The sequence below is a fragment of the Pseudomonas sp. TH08 genome (assembly GCF_016651275.1).
Taxonomy (GTDB): domain Bacteria; phylum Pseudomonadota; class Gammaproteobacteria; order Pseudomonadales; family Pseudomonadaceae; genus Aquipseudomonas.
The window spans coordinates 1,859,301-1,875,987 of record NZ_JAEKEE010000001.1; the positions used below are offsets into that span (position 1 = coordinate 1,859,301).

The 16,687-nt window shown below is 60.7% G+C and carries 14 protein-coding genes; 11 read left to right on the plus strand and 3 right to left on the minus strand.

Annotated elements, in window-relative coordinates; all coding sequences use genetic code 11:
* Positions 1–38: 38 nt before the first annotated feature.
* On the plus strand, positions 39–1,331 hold the full coding sequence (gene cytX / locus JFT91_RS08570; protein ID WP_201232104.1) for a putative hydroxymethylpyrimidine transporter CytX: 1,293 nt from the start codon (positions 39–41) through the stop codon (positions 1,329–1,331).
* Here cytX and JFT91_RS08575 read toward each other — a convergent pair.
* Positions 1,300–2,046: an RsiV family protein gene (locus JFT91_RS08575; RefSeq protein ID WP_201232105.1), complete on the minus strand. Its 747-nt coding sequence runs from the start codon at positions 2,044–2,046 to the stop codon at positions 1,300–1,302. The genes cytX and JFT91_RS08575 overlap by 32 nt on opposite strands.
* Positions 2,047–2,274: 228 nt before the next feature.
* On the opposite strand from JFT91_RS08575, the gene JFT91_RS08580 reads away from it, so the two are divergent.
* From JFT91_RS08580 to JFT91_RS08620, 9 genes are all read left to right on the plus strand, one after another.
* Positions 2,275–2,892: an NUDIX domain-containing protein gene (locus JFT91_RS08580; protein ID WP_201232106.1), complete on the plus strand. Its 618-nt coding sequence runs from the start codon at positions 2,275–2,277 to the stop codon at positions 2,890–2,892.
* A complete protein-coding gene (locus JFT91_RS08585) occupies positions 2,883–3,335 on the plus strand; it encodes a DUF1249 domain-containing protein (RefSeq protein WP_008079245.1) in 453 nt (150 codons plus the stop codon). The genes JFT91_RS08580 and JFT91_RS08585 overlap by 10 nt, the downstream gene beginning before the upstream one ends.
* Before the next feature lie 99 nt (positions 3,336–3,434).
* Positions 3,435–4,250, plus strand: a complete 816-nt coding sequence (cpdA, locus tag JFT91_RS08590; RefSeq protein ID WP_201232107.1) for a 3',5'-cyclic-AMP phosphodiesterase — start codon at positions 3,435–3,437, stop codon at positions 4,248–4,250.
* A gap of 158 nt (positions 4,251–4,408) precedes the next feature.
* Complete coding sequence (locus tag JFT91_RS08595) at positions 4,409–5,017, plus strand: YqiA/YcfP family alpha/beta fold hydrolase (protein WP_201230215.1); 609 nt, start codon at positions 4,409–4,411, stop codon at positions 5,015–5,017.
* A gap of 41 nt (positions 5,018–5,058) precedes the next feature.
* Complete coding sequence (gene parE / locus JFT91_RS08600; RefSeq protein ID WP_201148305.1) at positions 5,059–6,966, plus strand: DNA topoisomerase IV subunit B; 1,908 nt, start codon at positions 5,059–5,061, stop codon at positions 6,964–6,966.
* A complete protein-coding gene (locus tag JFT91_RS08605; protein ID WP_201230217.1) occupies positions 6,966–7,955 on the plus strand; it encodes an esterase-like activity of phytase family protein in 990 nt (329 codons plus the stop codon). The genes parE and JFT91_RS08605 overlap by 1 nt, the downstream gene beginning before the upstream one ends.
* Positions 7,952–8,476: a retropepsin-like aspartic protease family protein gene (locus tag JFT91_RS08610; RefSeq protein ID WP_201148307.1), complete on the plus strand. Its 525-nt coding sequence runs from the start codon at positions 7,952–7,954 to the stop codon at positions 8,474–8,476. The genes JFT91_RS08605 and JFT91_RS08610 overlap by 4 nt, the downstream gene beginning before the upstream one ends.
* 7 nt (positions 8,477–8,483) lie before the next feature.
* On the plus strand, positions 8,484–10,748 hold the full coding sequence (parC, locus tag JFT91_RS08615) for a DNA topoisomerase IV subunit A (RefSeq protein ID WP_201230227.1): 2,265 nt from the start codon (positions 8,484–8,486) through the stop codon (positions 10,746–10,748).
* Between the two features lie 177 nt (positions 10,749–10,925).
* Entirely contained in the window at positions 10,926–11,639 is a 714-nt protein-coding gene (locus tag JFT91_RS08620) for a PqiC family protein (RefSeq protein WP_201230235.1), read from the plus strand.
* 235 nt (positions 11,640–11,874) lie between these two features.
* Here JFT91_RS08620 and JFT91_RS08625 read toward each other — a convergent pair whose 3' ends face one another.
* Positions 11,875–13,389 carry an AhpA/YtjB family protein gene (locus JFT91_RS08625; protein ID WP_201230237.1) on the minus strand — a complete coding sequence of 505 codons (1,515 nt, stop codon included), beginning with the start codon at positions 13,387–13,389 and terminating at the stop codon, positions 11,875–11,877.
* A gap of 134 nt (positions 13,390–13,523) precedes the next feature.
* On the opposite strand from JFT91_RS08625, the gene serB reads away from it, so the two are divergent.
* Positions 13,524–14,738, plus strand: coding sequence for a phosphoserine phosphatase SerB (gene serB, locus JFT91_RS08630; protein WP_201232108.1), 1,215 nt, complete (start codon positions 13,524–13,526; stop codon positions 14,736–14,738).
* Between the two features lie 139 nt (positions 14,739–14,877).
* Here the strand turns inward: serB and JFT91_RS08635 are convergent, their stop codons facing one another.
* On the minus strand, positions 14,878–16,629 hold the full coding sequence (locus JFT91_RS08635) for a cyclic-di-GMP receptor FimW-related protein (protein WP_242489231.1): 1,752 nt from the start codon (positions 16,627–16,629) through the stop codon (positions 14,878–14,880).
* Between the last annotated feature and the right edge of the window lie 58 nt (positions 16,630–16,687).

Genomic DNA, 16,687 nt, shown 5'->3' on the forward strand with positions numbered 1-16,687 from the left:
ATCAACACAACAACAAATGTCCCTCTGAGATGACACCCTTGAGCATTCAACCCAGCACCTATTCCCCCGATCTCGCCGTGCCCGCCGAGAAGCGTGTATTCGGCGGTCGTGACCTGTTTTCCCTGTGGTTCTCCCTTGGCATCGGCCTGATGGTCTTGCAGACCGGCGCATTGCTCGCGCCGGGTCTGGGCCTGTCGGGTTCGTTGCTGGCGATTTTCCTCGGCACACTGGTCGGCGTTTTGCTGCTGGCCGCTGTTGGCGTGATCGGCAGCGACACCGGCCTGTCCTCCATGGCCGCACTCAAACTCAGCCTCGGCAGCAAAGGCGCGAGCCTGCCGGCGCTGCTCAACTTGCTGCAACTGATCGGTTGGGGCTCGTTCGAAATCATCGTCATGCGCGACGCTGCCAGCCTGCTCGGCACCCGCGCATTCAGCGAAGGTTCGCTGTGGGCCAGCCCGATGCTGTGGACGTTGTGCTTCGGCGCACTGGCGACCCTGCTCGCGGTTAGCGGGCCACTGACGTTTGTACGCAAGGTCCTGCGCAAATGGGGCATCTGGCTGATATTGGCCGCCTGCATCTGGCTGACCTGGAACCTCTTCGCCAAGGCTGATCTGGCTGCTCTCTGGTCCCGCGCCGGTGACGGTTCGATGCCATTCGCCGTGGGCTTCGACATTGCCATCGCCATGCCGCTGTCGTGGTTGCCGCTGATTGCCGATTACTCGCGATTCGGCAAACGGGCAAAGAACGTTTTCGGTGGCACTGCCGTCGGCTTCTTCATCGGCAATTTCTGGCTGATGAGCCTCGGCGTTGCCTACACACTGGCATTCGCGCCGAGCGGTGAAGTCAATGCGCTACTGCTGGCACTGGCCGGCGCCGGTCTGGGCATTCCGCTGCTGCTGATTCTGCTGGATGAGTCGGAAAACGCTTTCGCCGACATTCACTCGGCAGCGGTTTCCAGCGGGATTCTGTTGCGCCTGAAAGTCGAGCATCTGGCCTTGGCCATCGGCGTGATCTGCACGCTGATCGCATTGCTGGCGCCGTTGGCGCAGTACCAGAATTTCCTGCTGCTGATCGGCTCGGTGTTTGCGCCGCTGTTCGGCGTGGTGCTGGTGGATCACTTCATCCTGCGCAAACGCAGTGGCCAGGTTGCATCGGCCGCCTTGCGCTGGCCGGCGCTGCTGGCCTGGCTGGGTGGCGTCAGCACCTATCACTTGCTGGCCAATTTGTATCCTGATGTCGGCGCGACCCTGCCGGCGCTGGTGCTGGCAGGGCTGTTGCAGCTAGTGCTGGGCCGGGCCTTCAGTTACGGCCGGGAAACAGCTCGGGCTTGAGAATGCCGTTCAGGCGTGGGTAAGGGATCTTCAGTTCGACGTGGCCCAGCGCGTAAGGCGCGATGGTGCTCACGTCGTACTTGAGGATCACGCCGCCGTAGGTCAGCGCCACGTTCGGGGTTTTCTTGAACGGCCAGCTCGACACGAACTCCGCTTCCTGATCGAGCTTGGTGCTGATCAACCAGCTGTTGTGCGCCACTTGCGCCGCCTTCCAGAATGCGTCTTCCTGGCCCGGCACCAGCATGTCGGACAGGTTCAGCACCTTGTGCTGCTGGCGCGAATAGTTGATGAAACCGCGACCCGGGGTGCCATGGGCGCCGCCGGTGTCGAGGTAGCTCGACAACTCGATGATCACCAAGCCGTCATGCTGCTCGCGTACTTTCGCTTGCAGGTAACTGCTGTTGCGTGGGCCGGCGCTCGCCAGAAACTGCCCGCGATAAGCCGCCAGCGTTGGCGCAACCGGTGCGTTCGCCTCGGTACGGGTCATTTGCAGCAGGCGTTTTTCAATGATGCCGTCCAGCGCAGGTTCCGCCGGGAAGCGCAGCGTATCGATGTTCACCAGCGGGCAATCAGGGTTGGAACAGCCAGGCTTGAGCTGTTCCGACGCATCGCGCGTGGTCTCCAGCGGCGAGCGGTAGTTGGGCTGGAACAGGCTCGCGCACGCGCCCAGGGTCAGGGCAATGGCGGCCACGGAGGCAATTTTGAAAAGCGACATGGGCGTCCTTTCTGAAACAGGGGAAGGCAAAAAGATATCCGCTTCGACTCTCGCAGAAGCAGTCAGTTCGCCACTAAGCTAATTAGAGTGGGTTTCGCCTTCACCGTCCATCCCGCTGACGGTAAAGGGGCTGCATCAAACGGTGCGGGCGCGTTAGGATGGCGCGAAGTCGAGGTTGCCAGTCACAGACCACAACCTCGTAATGGATGTGCAGTAAAGAGGATGCTTATGACTGATTTTGCCAACGCCATTCCGACCACCGTCGACGTCGTGCGACGCGAGCGCTGCTACGAAGGCTTTTACAAGCTCGACCGTTTGCACCTGCGCCATGAACTGTTCGCAGGGGGCATGAGCCGCGAGATCAACCGTGAAGTCTTTGTCCGTCACGATGCCGTGTGCATGCTGCCCTACGATCCGCAGCGCGACGAAGTGGTGCTGATCGAGCAGTTTCGCGTTGGCGCCATGGGCAAGACCGACAACCCGTGGCTGGTCGAACTGGTCGCCGGTCTGATCGACAAGGATGAACAACCGGAAGAAGTTGCTCACCGCGAGGCGCAGGAGGAAGCTGGGCTGGACATCAAGGCCCTGTGGCCGATGACCAAATATTTCCCGTCGCCGGGCGGCAGCAACGAGTTTGTGCATTTATATCTGGGGCGTTGCAGCACCGACGGTGTAGGCGGCCTGCATGGGCTGGAGGAAGAGGCAGAAGATATCCGCGTCACGGTCTGGGCATTCGAAGATGCCTTGCAAGCCGTACGCGACGGACGCATAGCCAACGCTGCAAGCATCATCGCGTTGCAATGGCTGGCGCTGAACCGCGCCGAAGTGAGGGGGTTATGGTTGTAAACAAGCTGCGCGATCGTTATCGAGTAGACCTCGTGGGGCTGCAAGCCGCCTGCGAGGCCAACTACGCGCGCCTGATGCGACTGTTGCCGGACATGCGCAACGAACCCGAGGCGCGGCGCATTGCCGTGACCCAGGGCGAGCAGATGCTCGGCGTGCTGGCCCTCGAAGTGCTGCAGGCCTGCCCGTACACCACGACCTTGCAAGTGCGTCAGGAACACAGCCTGCCGTGGCTGCCGGTGCCGCAACTGGAAGTGCAGGTCTATCACGATGCGCGCATGGCCGAAGTGGTCAGTGCCGAACATGCGCGACGCTTTCGCGGCATCTATCCTTACCCGAACGCCGCGATGCATCAGCCCGATGAAAAGGCTCAGCTCAATCTGTTCCTGGGGGAGTGGTTGAGCCATTGCCTGGCGTTGGGGCATGAGTACGAAGTCGTTCGCTAGTTGTGAACTGCGTCCGGTTCGGCGGTTTCCTCTTTCAGTGATCCCCCAGCATAATTGCGCCACTTGATCGATTCCGTGCTTTTGCCTTGGGAGAACGCCTTGCCGAGCGTATCCACGTTGACCACCGCCGATCCGGCGCTGCTGGTGCAGTTGTCCGACAGCCATTTGTTCGCTGAAGCGGACGGCACGCTGCTGGGCATGAACACCCGCGACAGCCTGCAAAAGGTCATCGAACTGGTGTTGGGGCAGCAGCCGCAGATCGACTTGATTCTGGCCACGGGCGATATTTCCCAGGACGGTACGCTGGAGTCGTATCAGCAGTTTCGCCAGATGAGCGCGCAGATCGATGCGCCGTCCCGCTGGATTCCCGGTAATCACGACGAACCTGTGATCATGGCGCAAGCGGCGGTGCAGAGTGCATTGCTGGAGTCGGTGGTCGACATCGGCAACTGGCGGGTGACCTTGCTCGATTCGGCTGTGCCAGGTTCGGTGCCGGGTTACTTGCAGGACGACCAATTGCAATTGCTGGCCCGTTCGCTGAGCGAAGCGCCGGAACGTCATCATCTGGTGTGCTTGCACCATCATCCGGTGTCGATTGGTTGCGCGTGGATGGAGCCGATCGGCTTGCGCAATCCCGAGGCGTTTTTCGAGGTGCTGGATCGTTTTCCGCAGACCCGCGCAGTGCTGTGGGGGCATGTGCATCAGGAGATCGACCGAGAGCGAAATGGCGTACGACTGATCGCCTCGCCATCGACCTGCATTCAATTCGAACCGGGCAGTGATGATTTCAAGGTCGGTGAGCAGTCACCGGGCTATCGCTGGTTGCGGCTGTTGCCGGATGGCCAGCTGGAAACCGGCGTCGAGCGCGTCACCGACTTCGCCTTCACTATCGATTACGGCTCCAACGGTTATTGAATACCGCGTCGCGGCCTTCGCGAGCAGGCTCGCTCCCACATTGGAATGCGAACACCTGTGGGAGCGAGCCTGCTCGCGAAGGCGTCCTTACAAACACCCACGAATTCCCTGACTCCCTGTAAACTCCGCTATCTTTCGCCGACACTCAGGGAGCTCAAATGTCCGGTTCGATCCTCTATATCCACGGTTTCAACAGCGCGCCGGCCTCGAAAAAGGCCTGCCAGCTGGTCGAGGTGATGGAACGGCTGGGTTTGAGCGAGCAACTGCGGGTTCCGGCCCTGCATCACCATCCGCGCGAAGCCATCGGTCAGTTGGAGCAAGCGATTGCCGAGCTGGGCAGCCCGCTGCTGGTGGGAAGCTCCCTCGGCGGCTACTATGCGACTCACCTGGCCGAGCGCCATGGCCTGAAAGCCCTGCTGGTCAACCCTGCGGTCAGCCCGCACCGGATGTTCGACGGCTATCTGGGCCCGCAGAAAAACCTGTATACCGATGAAACCTGGGAATTGACCCACGACCATGTGACGGCCCTGGCCGAACTGGAAGTGCCGGCGCCGCAGGACTCCCAGCGCTATCAGGTCTGGTTGCAGACCGGCGATGAAACACTGGACTATCGCCACGCCCAGCAGTACTACCGGGCCTGTGCCTTGCGCATCCAGGCCGGCGGCGATCACGGTTTTCAGGGTTTTGCCGGGCAATTGCCGGCGTTGCTGAGTTTTGCCGGCATTGGCGCCGATTTGTATCAGGCAATCGATTTCACCGCACTGTGAAGTCTTGCCCCTATTTCATGAATGACTGACGACGAGACCCTATGGCCACTCCCAGCGCTAGCTCTTATAACGCCGACGCCATCGAAGTCCTCTCGGGCCTCGACCCGGTGCGCAAACGCCCCGGCATGTACACCGACACCAGTCGGCCGAACCACCTCGCCCAGGAAGTCATCGACAACAGCGTCGACGAAGCCCTGGCCGGCCACGCCAAATCGGTGCAGGTCATCCTGCACGCCGACCACTCGCTGGAAGTCAGCGACGACGGCCGTGGCATGCCGGTCGACATTCACCCGGAAGAGGGTGTTTCAGGCGTTGAGCTGATCCTCACCAAACTCCATGCGGGCGGCAAGTTTTCCAACAAGAACTACCAGTTCTCCGGCGGTCTGCACGGGGTAGGTATTTCGGTGGTCAACGCCTTGTCGACCGAAGTCCGGGTGCGCGTCAAGCGTGACGGCAACGAATACCAGATGACTTTCGCTGATGGCTACAAAGCCACCGAGCTGGAAATCGTCGGCACTGTCGGCAAGCGCAACACCGGCACCAGCGTTTACTTTGCGCCGGACCCTAAATATTTCGATTCACCGAAATTTTCCATCAGCCGCCTCAAGCACGTGCTCAAGGCCAAGGCTGTTCTGTGCCCGGGCCTTTTGGTCAGTTTTGAAGACAAAGGCACCGGCGAGAAAATCGAATGGCATTACGAAGATGGCCTGCGTTCCTATCTGGTCGATGCGGTCAGCGAATTCGAGCGTCTGCCGAACGAACCGTTCTGCGGCGCCTTCGCCGGTAATAAAGAAGCGGTCGACTGGGCACTGCTGTGGCTGCCGGAAGGTGGCGACGCGGTGCAGGAAAGCTACGTCAACCTGATCCCGACGGCGCAGGGCGGTACTCACGTCAACGGTCTGCGTCAGGGCTTGCTCGATGCGATGCGCGAGTTCTGCGAATTCCGCAGCCTGCTGCCGCGCGGCGTCAAGCTGGCGCCGGAAGACGTCTGGGAGCGCATTGCTTTCGTCCTTTCGATGAAGATGCAGGAGCCGCAATTCTCCGGCCAGACCAAAGAGCGCTTGTCGTCCCGTGAAGCGGCGGCGTTCGTCTCCGGTGTGGTCAAGGATGCTTTCAGCCTGTGGCTCAACGCCAATCCGGAAACCGGCTTGGCGCTGGCAGAACTGGCGATCAACAACGCCGGCCGTCGTCTCAAGGCGAGCAAAAAGGTCGAGCGCAAACGCGTCACCCAAGGGCCGGCACTGCCGGGCAAACTGGCTGACTGCGCCGGGCAGGACCCGATGCGTTCCGAGCTGTTCCTGGTCGAAGGTGACTCCGCTGGCGGTTCCGCCAAGCAAGCGCGGGACAAAGAGTTCCAGGCGATCCTGCCGTTGCGCGGCAAGATCCTCAACACCTGGGAAGTCGACGGCAGCGAAGTGCTCGCCAGTCAGGAAGTACACAACATCGCCGTGGCTATCGGTGTCGATCCGGGCGCAGCCGACATGAGCCAACTGCGTTACGGCAAAATCTGCATCCTCGCCGACGCCGACTCCGACGGTCTGCACATTGCGACGCTGCTCTGCGCCTTGTTCGTCCAGCATTTCCGCCCGTTGGTGGATGCCGGTCACGTCTACGTCGCCATGCCGCCGCTGTACCGTATCGACCTTGGCAAAGAGATCTACTACGCCCTCGACGAAGCCGAGCGCGACGGGATTCTCGACCGTCTGGTCGCCGAAAAGAAACGCGGCAAACCGCAGGTCACCCGATTCAAAGGTCTGGGCGAAATGAACCCGCCGCAGTTGCGTGAAACCACCATGGACCCGAACACTCGGCGTCTGGTGCAACTGACGCTGGGCGAAGACTTCGCCGAAACCTCGGAAATGATGGACATGCTGCTGGCGAAGAAACGCGCCGGTGACCGCAAGACCTGGCTCGAATCCAAAGGCAACCTCGCCGAGGTGCTGGCCTGATGCGGTCTCGCTGGGCCTTGGCGTGTGCGTTGCTGCTGAGTGCGATGACGGTATCGGCCGAGCCGCTACAAGAGTTGCGCCTGCTGGCCGAACACCCGGTCGACGGCATGCGCGGCGGCAACCTGTCGGGGCTGGCGCTTTGCGGTAACGAGTTGTGGACGGTGTCTGATCGCGATGATGATCAAATCTACCGTCTCGATACCCGCGATCAGGTTTGGCAGGCGGAAACCGTGCGCATCGATGTGCCGCCAGTACCGGACAGCGGCTTGCCGTGGGGCTTGAGTTCGCGCACCTGGGCGGCTTCGTTCATTCGTGGCGGCGACCTCGATTTCGAAGGCATTAGCTGCGACAGCGCCGGCAATCGCTACATCGTCAGCGAAGCTCACGCGGCGGTACTGCAAGTGCCGCCGAGCGGGCCGGCGTCCTGGCTGAAAATCTCGCCAATGCTGGTGAAAGAAGCCCGCGCCAGCGGCATGTTGTTGCACTTCAACGCCCTGTTCGAAGGCTTGGCGATCAACCCGGCGGGTGATCAGTTATGGCTGGCTGCGGAGCGCGAGCGTCGCGGCCTGTTGAAGATAAAGCGTCAGCAAACGGTCTGGGATTGCGACGGTGCCTGCGTGCTGTTGAGCGAAGCGGGCGTTGAAATGCAGCCGCCGCAGTTTCCCAAGGCCCGCGCCGTAACGCGCGACTTCGCTGACCTGTCGCTGTTCAATGGCAAGCTGTTCACTCTTGAACGTAATGCGTTCCAGATTTGCCGCCGCGATGCGGTGACAGCCAAAGTCGAGCAGTGCTGGTCGTATGCCGAGGATGCCTTGCAGCCCCAGCGCCGTTATTCACAGGCCTATGGTCTGGCGGAAGCTCTGGTGGTGGATGCGCAGGGTGCGTGGATCGGCCTCGACAATAACGACGGTGCGCGTGCCGACGGTGAAAAGCGCCCGATCGTCTGGCGCTTTGCCGCGCCTGAGGGTGGCTGGAGCGCCAAACCGTGAGTCAGCAACCGCCGGGCAAACGCGCCGGTCGGGTTTTCATGATCCTGGCCTGGTGCGCGGCGCTGTTTCTGGCTACACGGTTTTTCGGCCAGTGGGAACAACGCCAGCAGAACCCGAACGTGGTCGTCAGTTCGGAGCAGGGCGAAGGTTTTATCGAAGTGAAACTGGCCGGCAACGCCCAAGGGCATTTTGTCGCCAGCGGTCAGATCAACGGTGAACCGGTGGAGTTCATGCTCGATACCGGCGCGACTGACGTAGCGATCCCGGCGGATCTGGCCAAGCGCTTGAAGCTGGAAGAAGGTTTCGGTGTGACCCTGAGCACGGCCAATGGCCTGAGCCAGGGCTATCGTACAAAAATTGACCGCCTGCAACTGGGCGACATCGTGCTGCGGGATGTCCGCGCACTGGTGGCGCCGGGGCTGCATGGCGATCAGGTGCTGCTCGGCATGAGCGCCCTGAACAAACTTGAATTTACTCAGCGCGGTGGCACCATGCTGCTGCGCCAGACAACGAACCGATGAGGCCTGCATGAGCAATCCCCTTGATCTCAGCCTGGACGGTGTAGAACGCCGGTCGCTGGCTGACTTCACCGAAAGTGCCTACCTCAACTACTCCATGTACGTGATCATGGACCGTGCACTGCCGCATATCGGCGACGGTCTGAAACCGGTACAGCGTCGCATCATTTATGCGATGAGCGAGCTGGGGCTGGACGCCGATTCCAAGCACAAGAAATCGGCGCGTACCGTCGGTGACGTGCTTGGTAAGTTTCACCCGCACGGCGACTCGGCATGCTACGAAGCGATGGTGCTGATGGCCCAGCCATTCAGCTATCGCTACACGCTGGTCGACGGCCAGGGTAACTGGGGTGCGCCGGACGATCCGAAGTCCTTCGCGGCCATGCGTTACACCGAAGCGCGCTTGTCGCGTTACTCCGAAGTGCTGCTCAGCGAGCTGGGCCAGGGCACCGCCGACTGGGGCCCGAACTTCGACGGCACCCTGCAGGAACCGCTGGTTCTGCCGGCGCGCCTGCCGAACATTCTGCTCAACGGCACCACCGGTATTGCCGTGGGCATGGCCACCGACGTGCCGCCGCACAACCTGCGTGAAGTCGCCACCGCTTGCGTACGCTTGCTCGATGAGCCGAAAGCCACGGTCGAGCAGCTCTGCGAACACATTCAGGGCCCGGACTATCCGACCGAAGCGGAAATCATCACGCCGCGCGCCGATCTGCTGAAAATGTACGAAACCGGCAAGGGCTCGGTGCGCATGCGCGCCGTGTACCACGTCGAGGACGGCGACATCATCGTCACCGCGCTGCCGCACCAGGTATCCGGCGCCAAGGTGCTGGAACAGATCGCCGCGCTGATGCAGGCGAAACCATCGAAAGCCCCGCAGATCGCGGACCTGCGCGACGAATCCGACCACGAAAACCCGTGCCGCATCGTCATCATTCCGGTCAACAGCCGTGTTGATCACGAAGCGCTGATGCAGCACCTGTTCGCCAGCACCGAGCTGGAGTCGACCTATCGGGTCAACGTCAACATCATCGGTCTGGACGGCAAGCCGCAGCTGAAAAACCTCCGCGCCTTGCTGGTCGAATGGCTGGAATTCCGCGTGCAGACCGTGCGTCGCCGCCTGCAATTCCGCCTCGACAAGGTCGAGCGTCGCCTGCACCTGTTGGACGGTTTGTTGATCGCCTACCTCAATCTGGATGAAGTGATTCATATCATCCGTACCGAGGAACACCCGAAAGCCAAGCTGATCGAGCGTTTCGCCCTCAGCGAGATTCAGGCCGACTACATCCTCGACACCCGTCTGCGTCAGTTGGCGCGACTGGAAGAGATGAAGCTGCGCGACGAGCAAGACGAACTGCTCAAGGAACAAGCCAAGCTGCAAGCCCTGCTGGGCAGCGAAGCCAAGCTCAAAAAACTGGTGCGCACCGAGCTGATCAAGGACGCCGAAACCTATGGCGACGATCGCCGTTCGCCAATCGTCGAGCGCACCGAAGCCAAGGCGTTGACCGAACACGATCTGCTGCCGAACGAGAAAGTCACCGTTGTGCTGTCGGAAAAGGGCTGGATTCGTTCGGCCAAGGGCCACGAGATCGACGCCACCGGGCTGTCGTACAAGGCTGGCGATGGCTTCAAGACCTCAGCGGCGGGGCGTTCCAACCAGTCTGCCGTGGTTATTGACTCCACCGGCCGCAGCTATTCGGTCGCCGCGCATACGCTGCCGTCGGCGCGTGGTCAGGGCGAACCGTTGACCGGTCGTCTGACACCGCCACCGGGCGCAACCTTCGAATGCGTGCTGATGCCTGAAGACGATGCGTTGTACGTGATCGCTTCCGATGCCGGTTACGGATTCGTGGTCAAAGGCGAAGACCTGCAGGCCAAGAACAAGGCCGGTAAAGCCCTGTTGAGTCTGCCGAACAACGCCAAGGTTATCGCGCCTCGCCCGGTAACTGACCGCGAGAATGATTTGCTCGCTGCAGTGACAAGCGAGGGGCGCATGCTGGTCTTCAATATCAGCGATTTGCCGCAGTTGGCGAAGGGCAAGGGCAACAAGATCATCGGTGTTCCGGGTGACCGTGTCGCCAGCCGTGAAGAGTTTGTCACGGACATTGCTGTCATCCCCGCAGGCGCTACGTTGATCCTGCAAGCGGGTAAACGCCCTTACAAACTGAAAGCCGAGGACCTCGAACACTACAAAGGTGAGCGTGGACGTCGCGGGAATAAACTCCCGAGGGGCTTTCAGCGGGTCGATGCGCTGCTCGTCGAAAACCTCAATTAGGCGCCCTAGAGCGTTCGATCTACGATTTAACGCGTAGATCGACGCTTTGGCGCTGGAGTCGGAACGCATATTCACGGATGATATGGCCTTTCCAAGCGCCGGCGTGGCCGAGCGTTCTTCATATTTATTGAGAATTTTCACTGTGGTCAGCCTTGTGGCGGCCACCTGGACGGGATGATGACTGCTCTGCGCCTTCCACTTTTTTTGTTGCTCGCTGGCGTTCTTGGCCTGGCGGGTTGCAGCGTTCACCAGCCGGTGTCGCTGTATCAACTGGACAGCGGAAGTCCGGTTCAGCCTGCGCAAAGCGCGGGTATGGCGGTTTTGTTGGGCCCGGTAGTCGTAGCCGATTACCTGCAACGTGAAACACTGCTGCAACGTCAACCGGACGGCAGCCTGCAAGCGGCGACCGATGGTCGTTGGGCCGGCAGCCTTTCGTCGGATATCGATCAGTTGCTGATGCGTCAGGTGGCTGGTCATCTGGACAGCCAACGAGTCGTGCTGGCGCCGGCTACAACCGGGTTCACTCCGGATGTGCAGGTATTGTTGACCATCACGCGTCTTGATTCCGGCGAGAAACAACCGGCAATCCTCGATGCGCAATGGCGCTTGATCGACCGTCGTGGTCAGGTGCGTGATAACCGCATCATTCATCTGCAAGAGTTGCACGCGGGTAGCACGGCTTCGCAGGTGCAGGCGCAAGGGATTTTGTTGCAGCGTCTGGCCGAGCAATTGTCGGTGGCGCTGAAACCGTTGGCCAATCAGCCACCCGTGGCTGAAGCACCGCGTAAGTCGGCCCCGAAACCGGCCGCACCGGCGGCAGAAGCCGAGAAGCAACCGAAGATACCGATGGCATCGCCGATTCGGACAGACATGGAAGTGTTCCGCTTCTAAGCCTGGATCGAGTCAAGACAGAGCCCGCCTTGTGCGGGCTTTGTTGTGTCTGGTGGCTGGAGATCTTCGTTGTCAGTTCTGGCCCTATCGCGAGCAGGCTCACTCCTACAGGGGATTTACGAGCGACACATAATCCCTGTAGGAGTGAGCCTGCTCGCGATGAGGCCCTGATAGGCAACAAAAAAGCCCGCAGACAATCACTCGTCTGCGGGCTTCTGTGTTTCAGGCCTGAGGCTTAAGCCCGGCGCTCATGCATCCGCGCCAGTTGCCGTTCCAGCATCGACGGATAAGGCTCCATCAACCGCTCAACGCAGCAAGCGCCTTCAGGGCTGGCAATCGGCCGGATCCGCGCACGCTGACGGATCAATGCATCGTCGCCGATCTTGCGTTCAACCAGCAGCAGGTTGCGGCTGTGCTGCGACAAGGCCAGTGCGTCCTGCGCCGAATCGGTCAGCAGCAGATCAATCTGGCTCAGCCCAAATAGCTCATCGCCGAGGGTCAGGCCCAACTGCAATTGCAGGGTGATGCCACTGTCCGCGACTTCAATCTGCAACTGATGGCCCAGCGCTCGCAGCAACTCGCCGCAGCAGATCGCATTGGTCAGGTAATCGTCGCCGCTGTCTTCGGTGTGGAACAGCATCAGCGTGCTGCCATCGTTGAGGGTTTCGATTTCGCCCTGATACAGCGAAGCGGCCTGATCGAGGCAGTCGCGATAGCGCTCCAGCAACTCTTCCAGGCGTGCGCGCGGCAGACGGCGCAGTTGTTCCTGCGAGCCAAGTTGCACGGCCAGCACTGCGCTGTGTTGCGGAACACTTGGCGTGGCCTTGCGCAGGGTTGGTTGCGGGGGCTGGTCCAGCGATTCGTCGCGCAGATCGGCAAACGCATCGTCGTCTTCATCGTCTTCAACGGTGCTGACCACGTGGCGTGGCGCCGGTTTTTGTGCGGCCATCGGACGGCTTTCGTCAAAGCTCGGATCACGCAGGTTGCGCACTTCGAACTCAGGCTCGTCGTCTTCTTCGAACTCGGGTTCCGGCTCAGGCTCAGGCTGTGGCGCTGGTTCCGGGGCGAAGTCGGCGTGCAGTTGCCGCGCCAGATCGCCGATCTCGTCCTGACGATCCGTGCCCGGCGTGTATTCATCGATATTGCGCAGCCAGACGCGCAATTGCAGCAGCGGCGTTGACAGGTAACGGCCCATGCGCAGGCTCAAGGCCAGCGACAGAGCCAACAGAATCGCACTGAGGATGCCCATGCTTTGCAGGCTGATGGTCATCGGCTGCTGGAACTGATCCATGTCGAGGCTGATGCGCAGTTGCCCGGCGGTCACGTCCTGGAAAGTGATCTTGCTCTCGTACATGCCTTCGGCTTCGCCCAGCAGGCTGTGCTTGGGGCGCTGACCGGATTCGGCGAGGATGCGGTTATCCACGCTATAGATCGCCGCGTGGGCCACCAGTTTGTTCTTGGTCAGGTTATTGAGCAGCACGTTGAGGCTGAGGATGTCGTTGGACACCAACAGCTCCGTGGCGGAGGTGGCGGTCTGCGTGGTCAGGCTTTCGCCCAGCGCATCGGCCTGCTCGTGCATGGCCTGCTTGAATTGCAAACCCATCACGCCGGCATAGATGACCAGGGCCAGAGCGACCAGGATCACGTTATGGCTAGCAATGCGCAATGCAATCGGTACACGGCGATGGCGCAGTGCACGGAAGATCAGCAGGAAGAAGTTATCGGTTTTAACTGGCGTGGGCCGGTTCACTGAGCTCGGCTCTTTTGTCCGTGAAGTTGACGCGCAGTATAGCGACAGGCCCTAGACCGGCAAAGCGCTCGCGGTGCCCGATGGTCACTGAAAGTGGGTAGAATGCGGTTTTTTTCCAGTTGCGGGGGTGCGCGTTGCGCGAAATCGTCCTGATTAACATCACGGGAGTCGACCGTCCGGGTCTGACGGCAGCCATTACCGGCGTTCTGGCACAAGGTGGTGTGAACATCCTCGACATTGGTCAGGCGGTGATCCACGACACCCTGTCGTTTGGCATCCTGGTCGAAATTCCCGACTCCGAGCAAGGCAAGTCCGTGCTCAAAGACATCCTGTTCAAGGGCTACGAGCTTGATCAGCAGGTGCGCTTCACTCCGGTGTCCGAAGAGGATTACCAGCAATGGGTGGGCAATCAGGGCAAGAAACGCCACATCGTCACCTTGCTGACCCGCAAAGTGACCGCCGGCCAATTGCAGGCCGTCAGTTCGATCACCGCCAAATACGGCCTGAACATCGACCACATCGACCGTCTGTCGGGTCGCATGCCGTTGGACACGCCAGCTGACAAGGGCAAGGGCTGCATCGAGTTTTCCGTACGTGGCGAAGCGGCCGATCCGCAGGCGTTGCGTGCCGATTTCCTCAGCGTTGCGCAAGAGCTGAACGTCGATATCGCCTTCCAGGAAGATTCGCTGTTCCGTCGCAATCGTCGTCTGGCGGTGTTCGACATGGACTCGACCCTGATCGAGGCCGAAGTCATCGATGAGCTGGCCAAGGCTGCCGGCGTGGGTGAGCAGGTCTCGGAAATCACCGAGCGGGCGATGGCCGGCGAACTGGACTTCCGCGCCAGTTTCAAAGAGCGCCTGGCCTTGCTCAAAGGTCTGGATGTCAGCGTGCTCGATTCGATTGGCGCCTCGTTGCGTCTGACCGAGGGCGCCGAAACGCTGTTCGCCGAGCTCAAGCGTCTGGGCTACAAGACCGCAATCCTTTCCGGTGGCTTCACTTATTTCGCCAAGCAATTGCAGGCCAAACTTGGCATCGACTACGTGTTCGCCAACGAGCTGGAAGTGGTTGACGGCAAGTGCACCGGCGTGGCGATCGAGCCGATTGTCGATGCCCAGCGCAAGGCAGATCTGCTGAAAGAACTGGCGCACAAGGAAGGTTTACGTCTGGAACAGACCATCGCGGTCGGCGACGGCGCGAATGATTTGCCGATGCTGGCGATTGCCGGGTTGGGCGTGGCGTTCCGGGCCAAGCCACTGGTCAAGCAGTCGGCGAAGCAGGCGATCTCGACGTTGGGTCTGGATGGCGTGCTGTACCTGCTGGGCTTCCGCGATCGCGACGGGCAGCTCTGAGCCTGCTGCGGGCCTCTGTGGCGAGGGAGCTTGCTCCCGCTGGACTGCGCAGCAGGCCCCTTCTTTTTCTGGATATAGCGGGGGTCGCTTCGCAACCCAGCGGGAGCAAGCTCCCTCGCCACAGGTTTCTGGGTTGCCCCTAAAGCGACTTCCACAGCGAATCAAAATCCTCCTCGCTCCCGCCATTCGGCGCGGCCTCCAGTGAGCGATAGGCAAACTGATTGAAACTGTGCGTGCTCGCCACCCGTCGATCCAGACCGGCGCGGTGCTCTTCGCCCTGGGTGTTGATCAGCACTTTATTGCCTTCCTGAAATGGCAAGCGCGGCGCGAGCAAGGTCGCGGGCAAGTCGATGGCGCTGATCTCCGGCAGTAATAATCCGCGCAAATACTGACTGTGATCGTCGCTCGAACGCACCAGTTGCAGTCCGCAGGGCTCGGCATGTGGCGCCACCAACTCAATGCCCATGTGCGTGCCGCCCCCGCGAACCTGACGAATCCAGCGGATCACCGCGATGCTCCAGCCAAGACTGACACTGTCCTGAATCCCGAGCATTTCTCCCGCCTGCAATTCGACCGGCACCTCTTTAGGCCATGCCAGGCAATAACCGCCGGGGCTGTGGTTAATCACCGGCAACGCGTAAGTCGGGTAATGCGGCGTGCTATCGGTGCTGCTGTCGTCTTCGACCAAGTGATCGTATTGAATCTCTTCGTAGGGCAAAAACTGTTCGTTGCTCTGCGGCGCGGCGTCGAAGGCCTGGCTCCAGCTGTCCTTTTCACCCTTGGCCACAGCGCTGCTGAAGTTCGCCGCGCGTGCGCCGGGGTGTTTGAGTAACTCGCTGAAGGTACGTTCGCCACCCAGATAGAAGTGCAGGGCGCTCATGCCGACGCACACGGTCAGGTTGCCTGCGCCTACAGTGCGTTGAAAGCTGCGTTCGGCGGCCTCACCCCAGCTCGCGTGAAGGTGTTGCAGGGTGTCGAAGCTGAGGCCCGTCGGGATCGGCAACGGCGTTGAAGTGTCCTGATGGATTAAATGCGCTTCGAGGGTTTTCACCAGCGGTTGCGGATCGAAACCGACCAGTCCAGCTTGCTGTTCGCTGCGAAACATAGTGCGGTAGCGCGGCCCAGCGTCGATTTCCGGGCTGATCGCAAACAGGCCTGCGTCCGAGCGACCGGAATGCAGTTTGAGCAGGGCACTCCACGGCTCGAGCACTTCAGCCAGTCGGGCGATCTGGTTCTGGCGCAACTGATTGCAGCGAGCGCTGCCCAGCAGCAGGGCGGCAATGTAGGTTTGTTCAAGGCTCAATTCTGTGGTGAGACTGGCCAGATCGTCATGCAGCCGGCGCTGTTGCAACTGCAGTTCACAGGCCGTGCGATACAACTGATGCAGCTCGAACCACAGATGTTCCGGCGCCGGGCTATACAACTGCGTGGCGCGCACCAGTTGACCCTTGAGTGCATGCGCGATCCGTTGCAAGGCGGTGGCGAGCAGCGTCGCGCGATCCTTGCTGTACTTCGGCGCAATGCGCAGGACGATCTGTTTGTAGCCGATGGCCAGCTGACTTTGCAGCGCCTGACACAGGTTGCTGATCTTGCGCGAGCGCTCGTCGAGCATGATCGCCTGATGCAGGAAATGCCGCTGCAGATGCTGGCAAACGTAATACACCTCGGGGCGCAGCAATTCGAGCAATTGCAGGCGATTGTCACTGGAGGTCAGCAGTTGATTGAGTTCGCCCAAGCCTTGATACAACTGGCGGGCGGTTTCGCCAATGTTGGCCTTGGGTAGGCCGGCGATCCAGCGCTTGAGGTCGCGCGGGGTGGCTTCGCAGAATGACAGGCGCGTCTGCGTTGGCGTTGGGGCGCGTAAAAGCGTAGGGGAGATGGCTTGGCTCATGCCAAAAACCATAGCAGCAAATGACCAGGCTGGCTTTCAACCTGTAGGAGTTGCCGAA

Coding starts and splice junctions, on each gene's coding strand:
- JFT91_RS08575 (WP_201232105.1), bottom strand. CDS start 2,046: ATGTCGCTTTTCAAAATTGCCTCCGTGGCCGCCATTGCCCTGACCCTG.
- JFT91_RS08580 (WP_201232106.1), top strand. CDS start 2,275: ATGACTGATTTTGCCAACGCCATTCCGACCACCGTCGACGTCGTGCGA.
- JFT91_RS08585 (WP_008079245.1), top strand. CDS start 2,883: ATGGTTGTAAACAAGCTGCGCGATCGTTATCGAGTAGACCTCGTGGGG.
- JFT91_RS08595 (WP_201230215.1), top strand. CDS start 4,409: ATGTCCGGTTCGATCCTCTATATCCACGGTTTCAACAGCGCGCCGGCC.
- parE (WP_201148305.1), top strand. CDS start 5,059: ATGGCCACTCCCAGCGCTAGCTCTTATAACGCCGACGCCATCGAAGTC.
- JFT91_RS08605 (WP_201230217.1), top strand. CDS start 6,966: ATGCGGTCTCGCTGGGCCTTGGCGTGTGCGTTGCTGCTGAGTGCGATG.
- parC (WP_201230227.1), top strand. CDS start 8,484: ATGAGCAATCCCCTTGATCTCAGCCTGGACGGTGTAGAACGCCGGTCG.
- JFT91_RS08620 (WP_201230235.1), top strand. CDS start 10,926: ATGACTGCTCTGCGCCTTCCACTTTTTTTGTTGCTCGCTGGCGTTCTT.
- JFT91_RS08635 (WP_242489231.1), bottom strand. CDS start 16,629: ATGAGCCAAGCCATCTCCCCTACGCTTTTACGCGCCCCAACGCCAACG.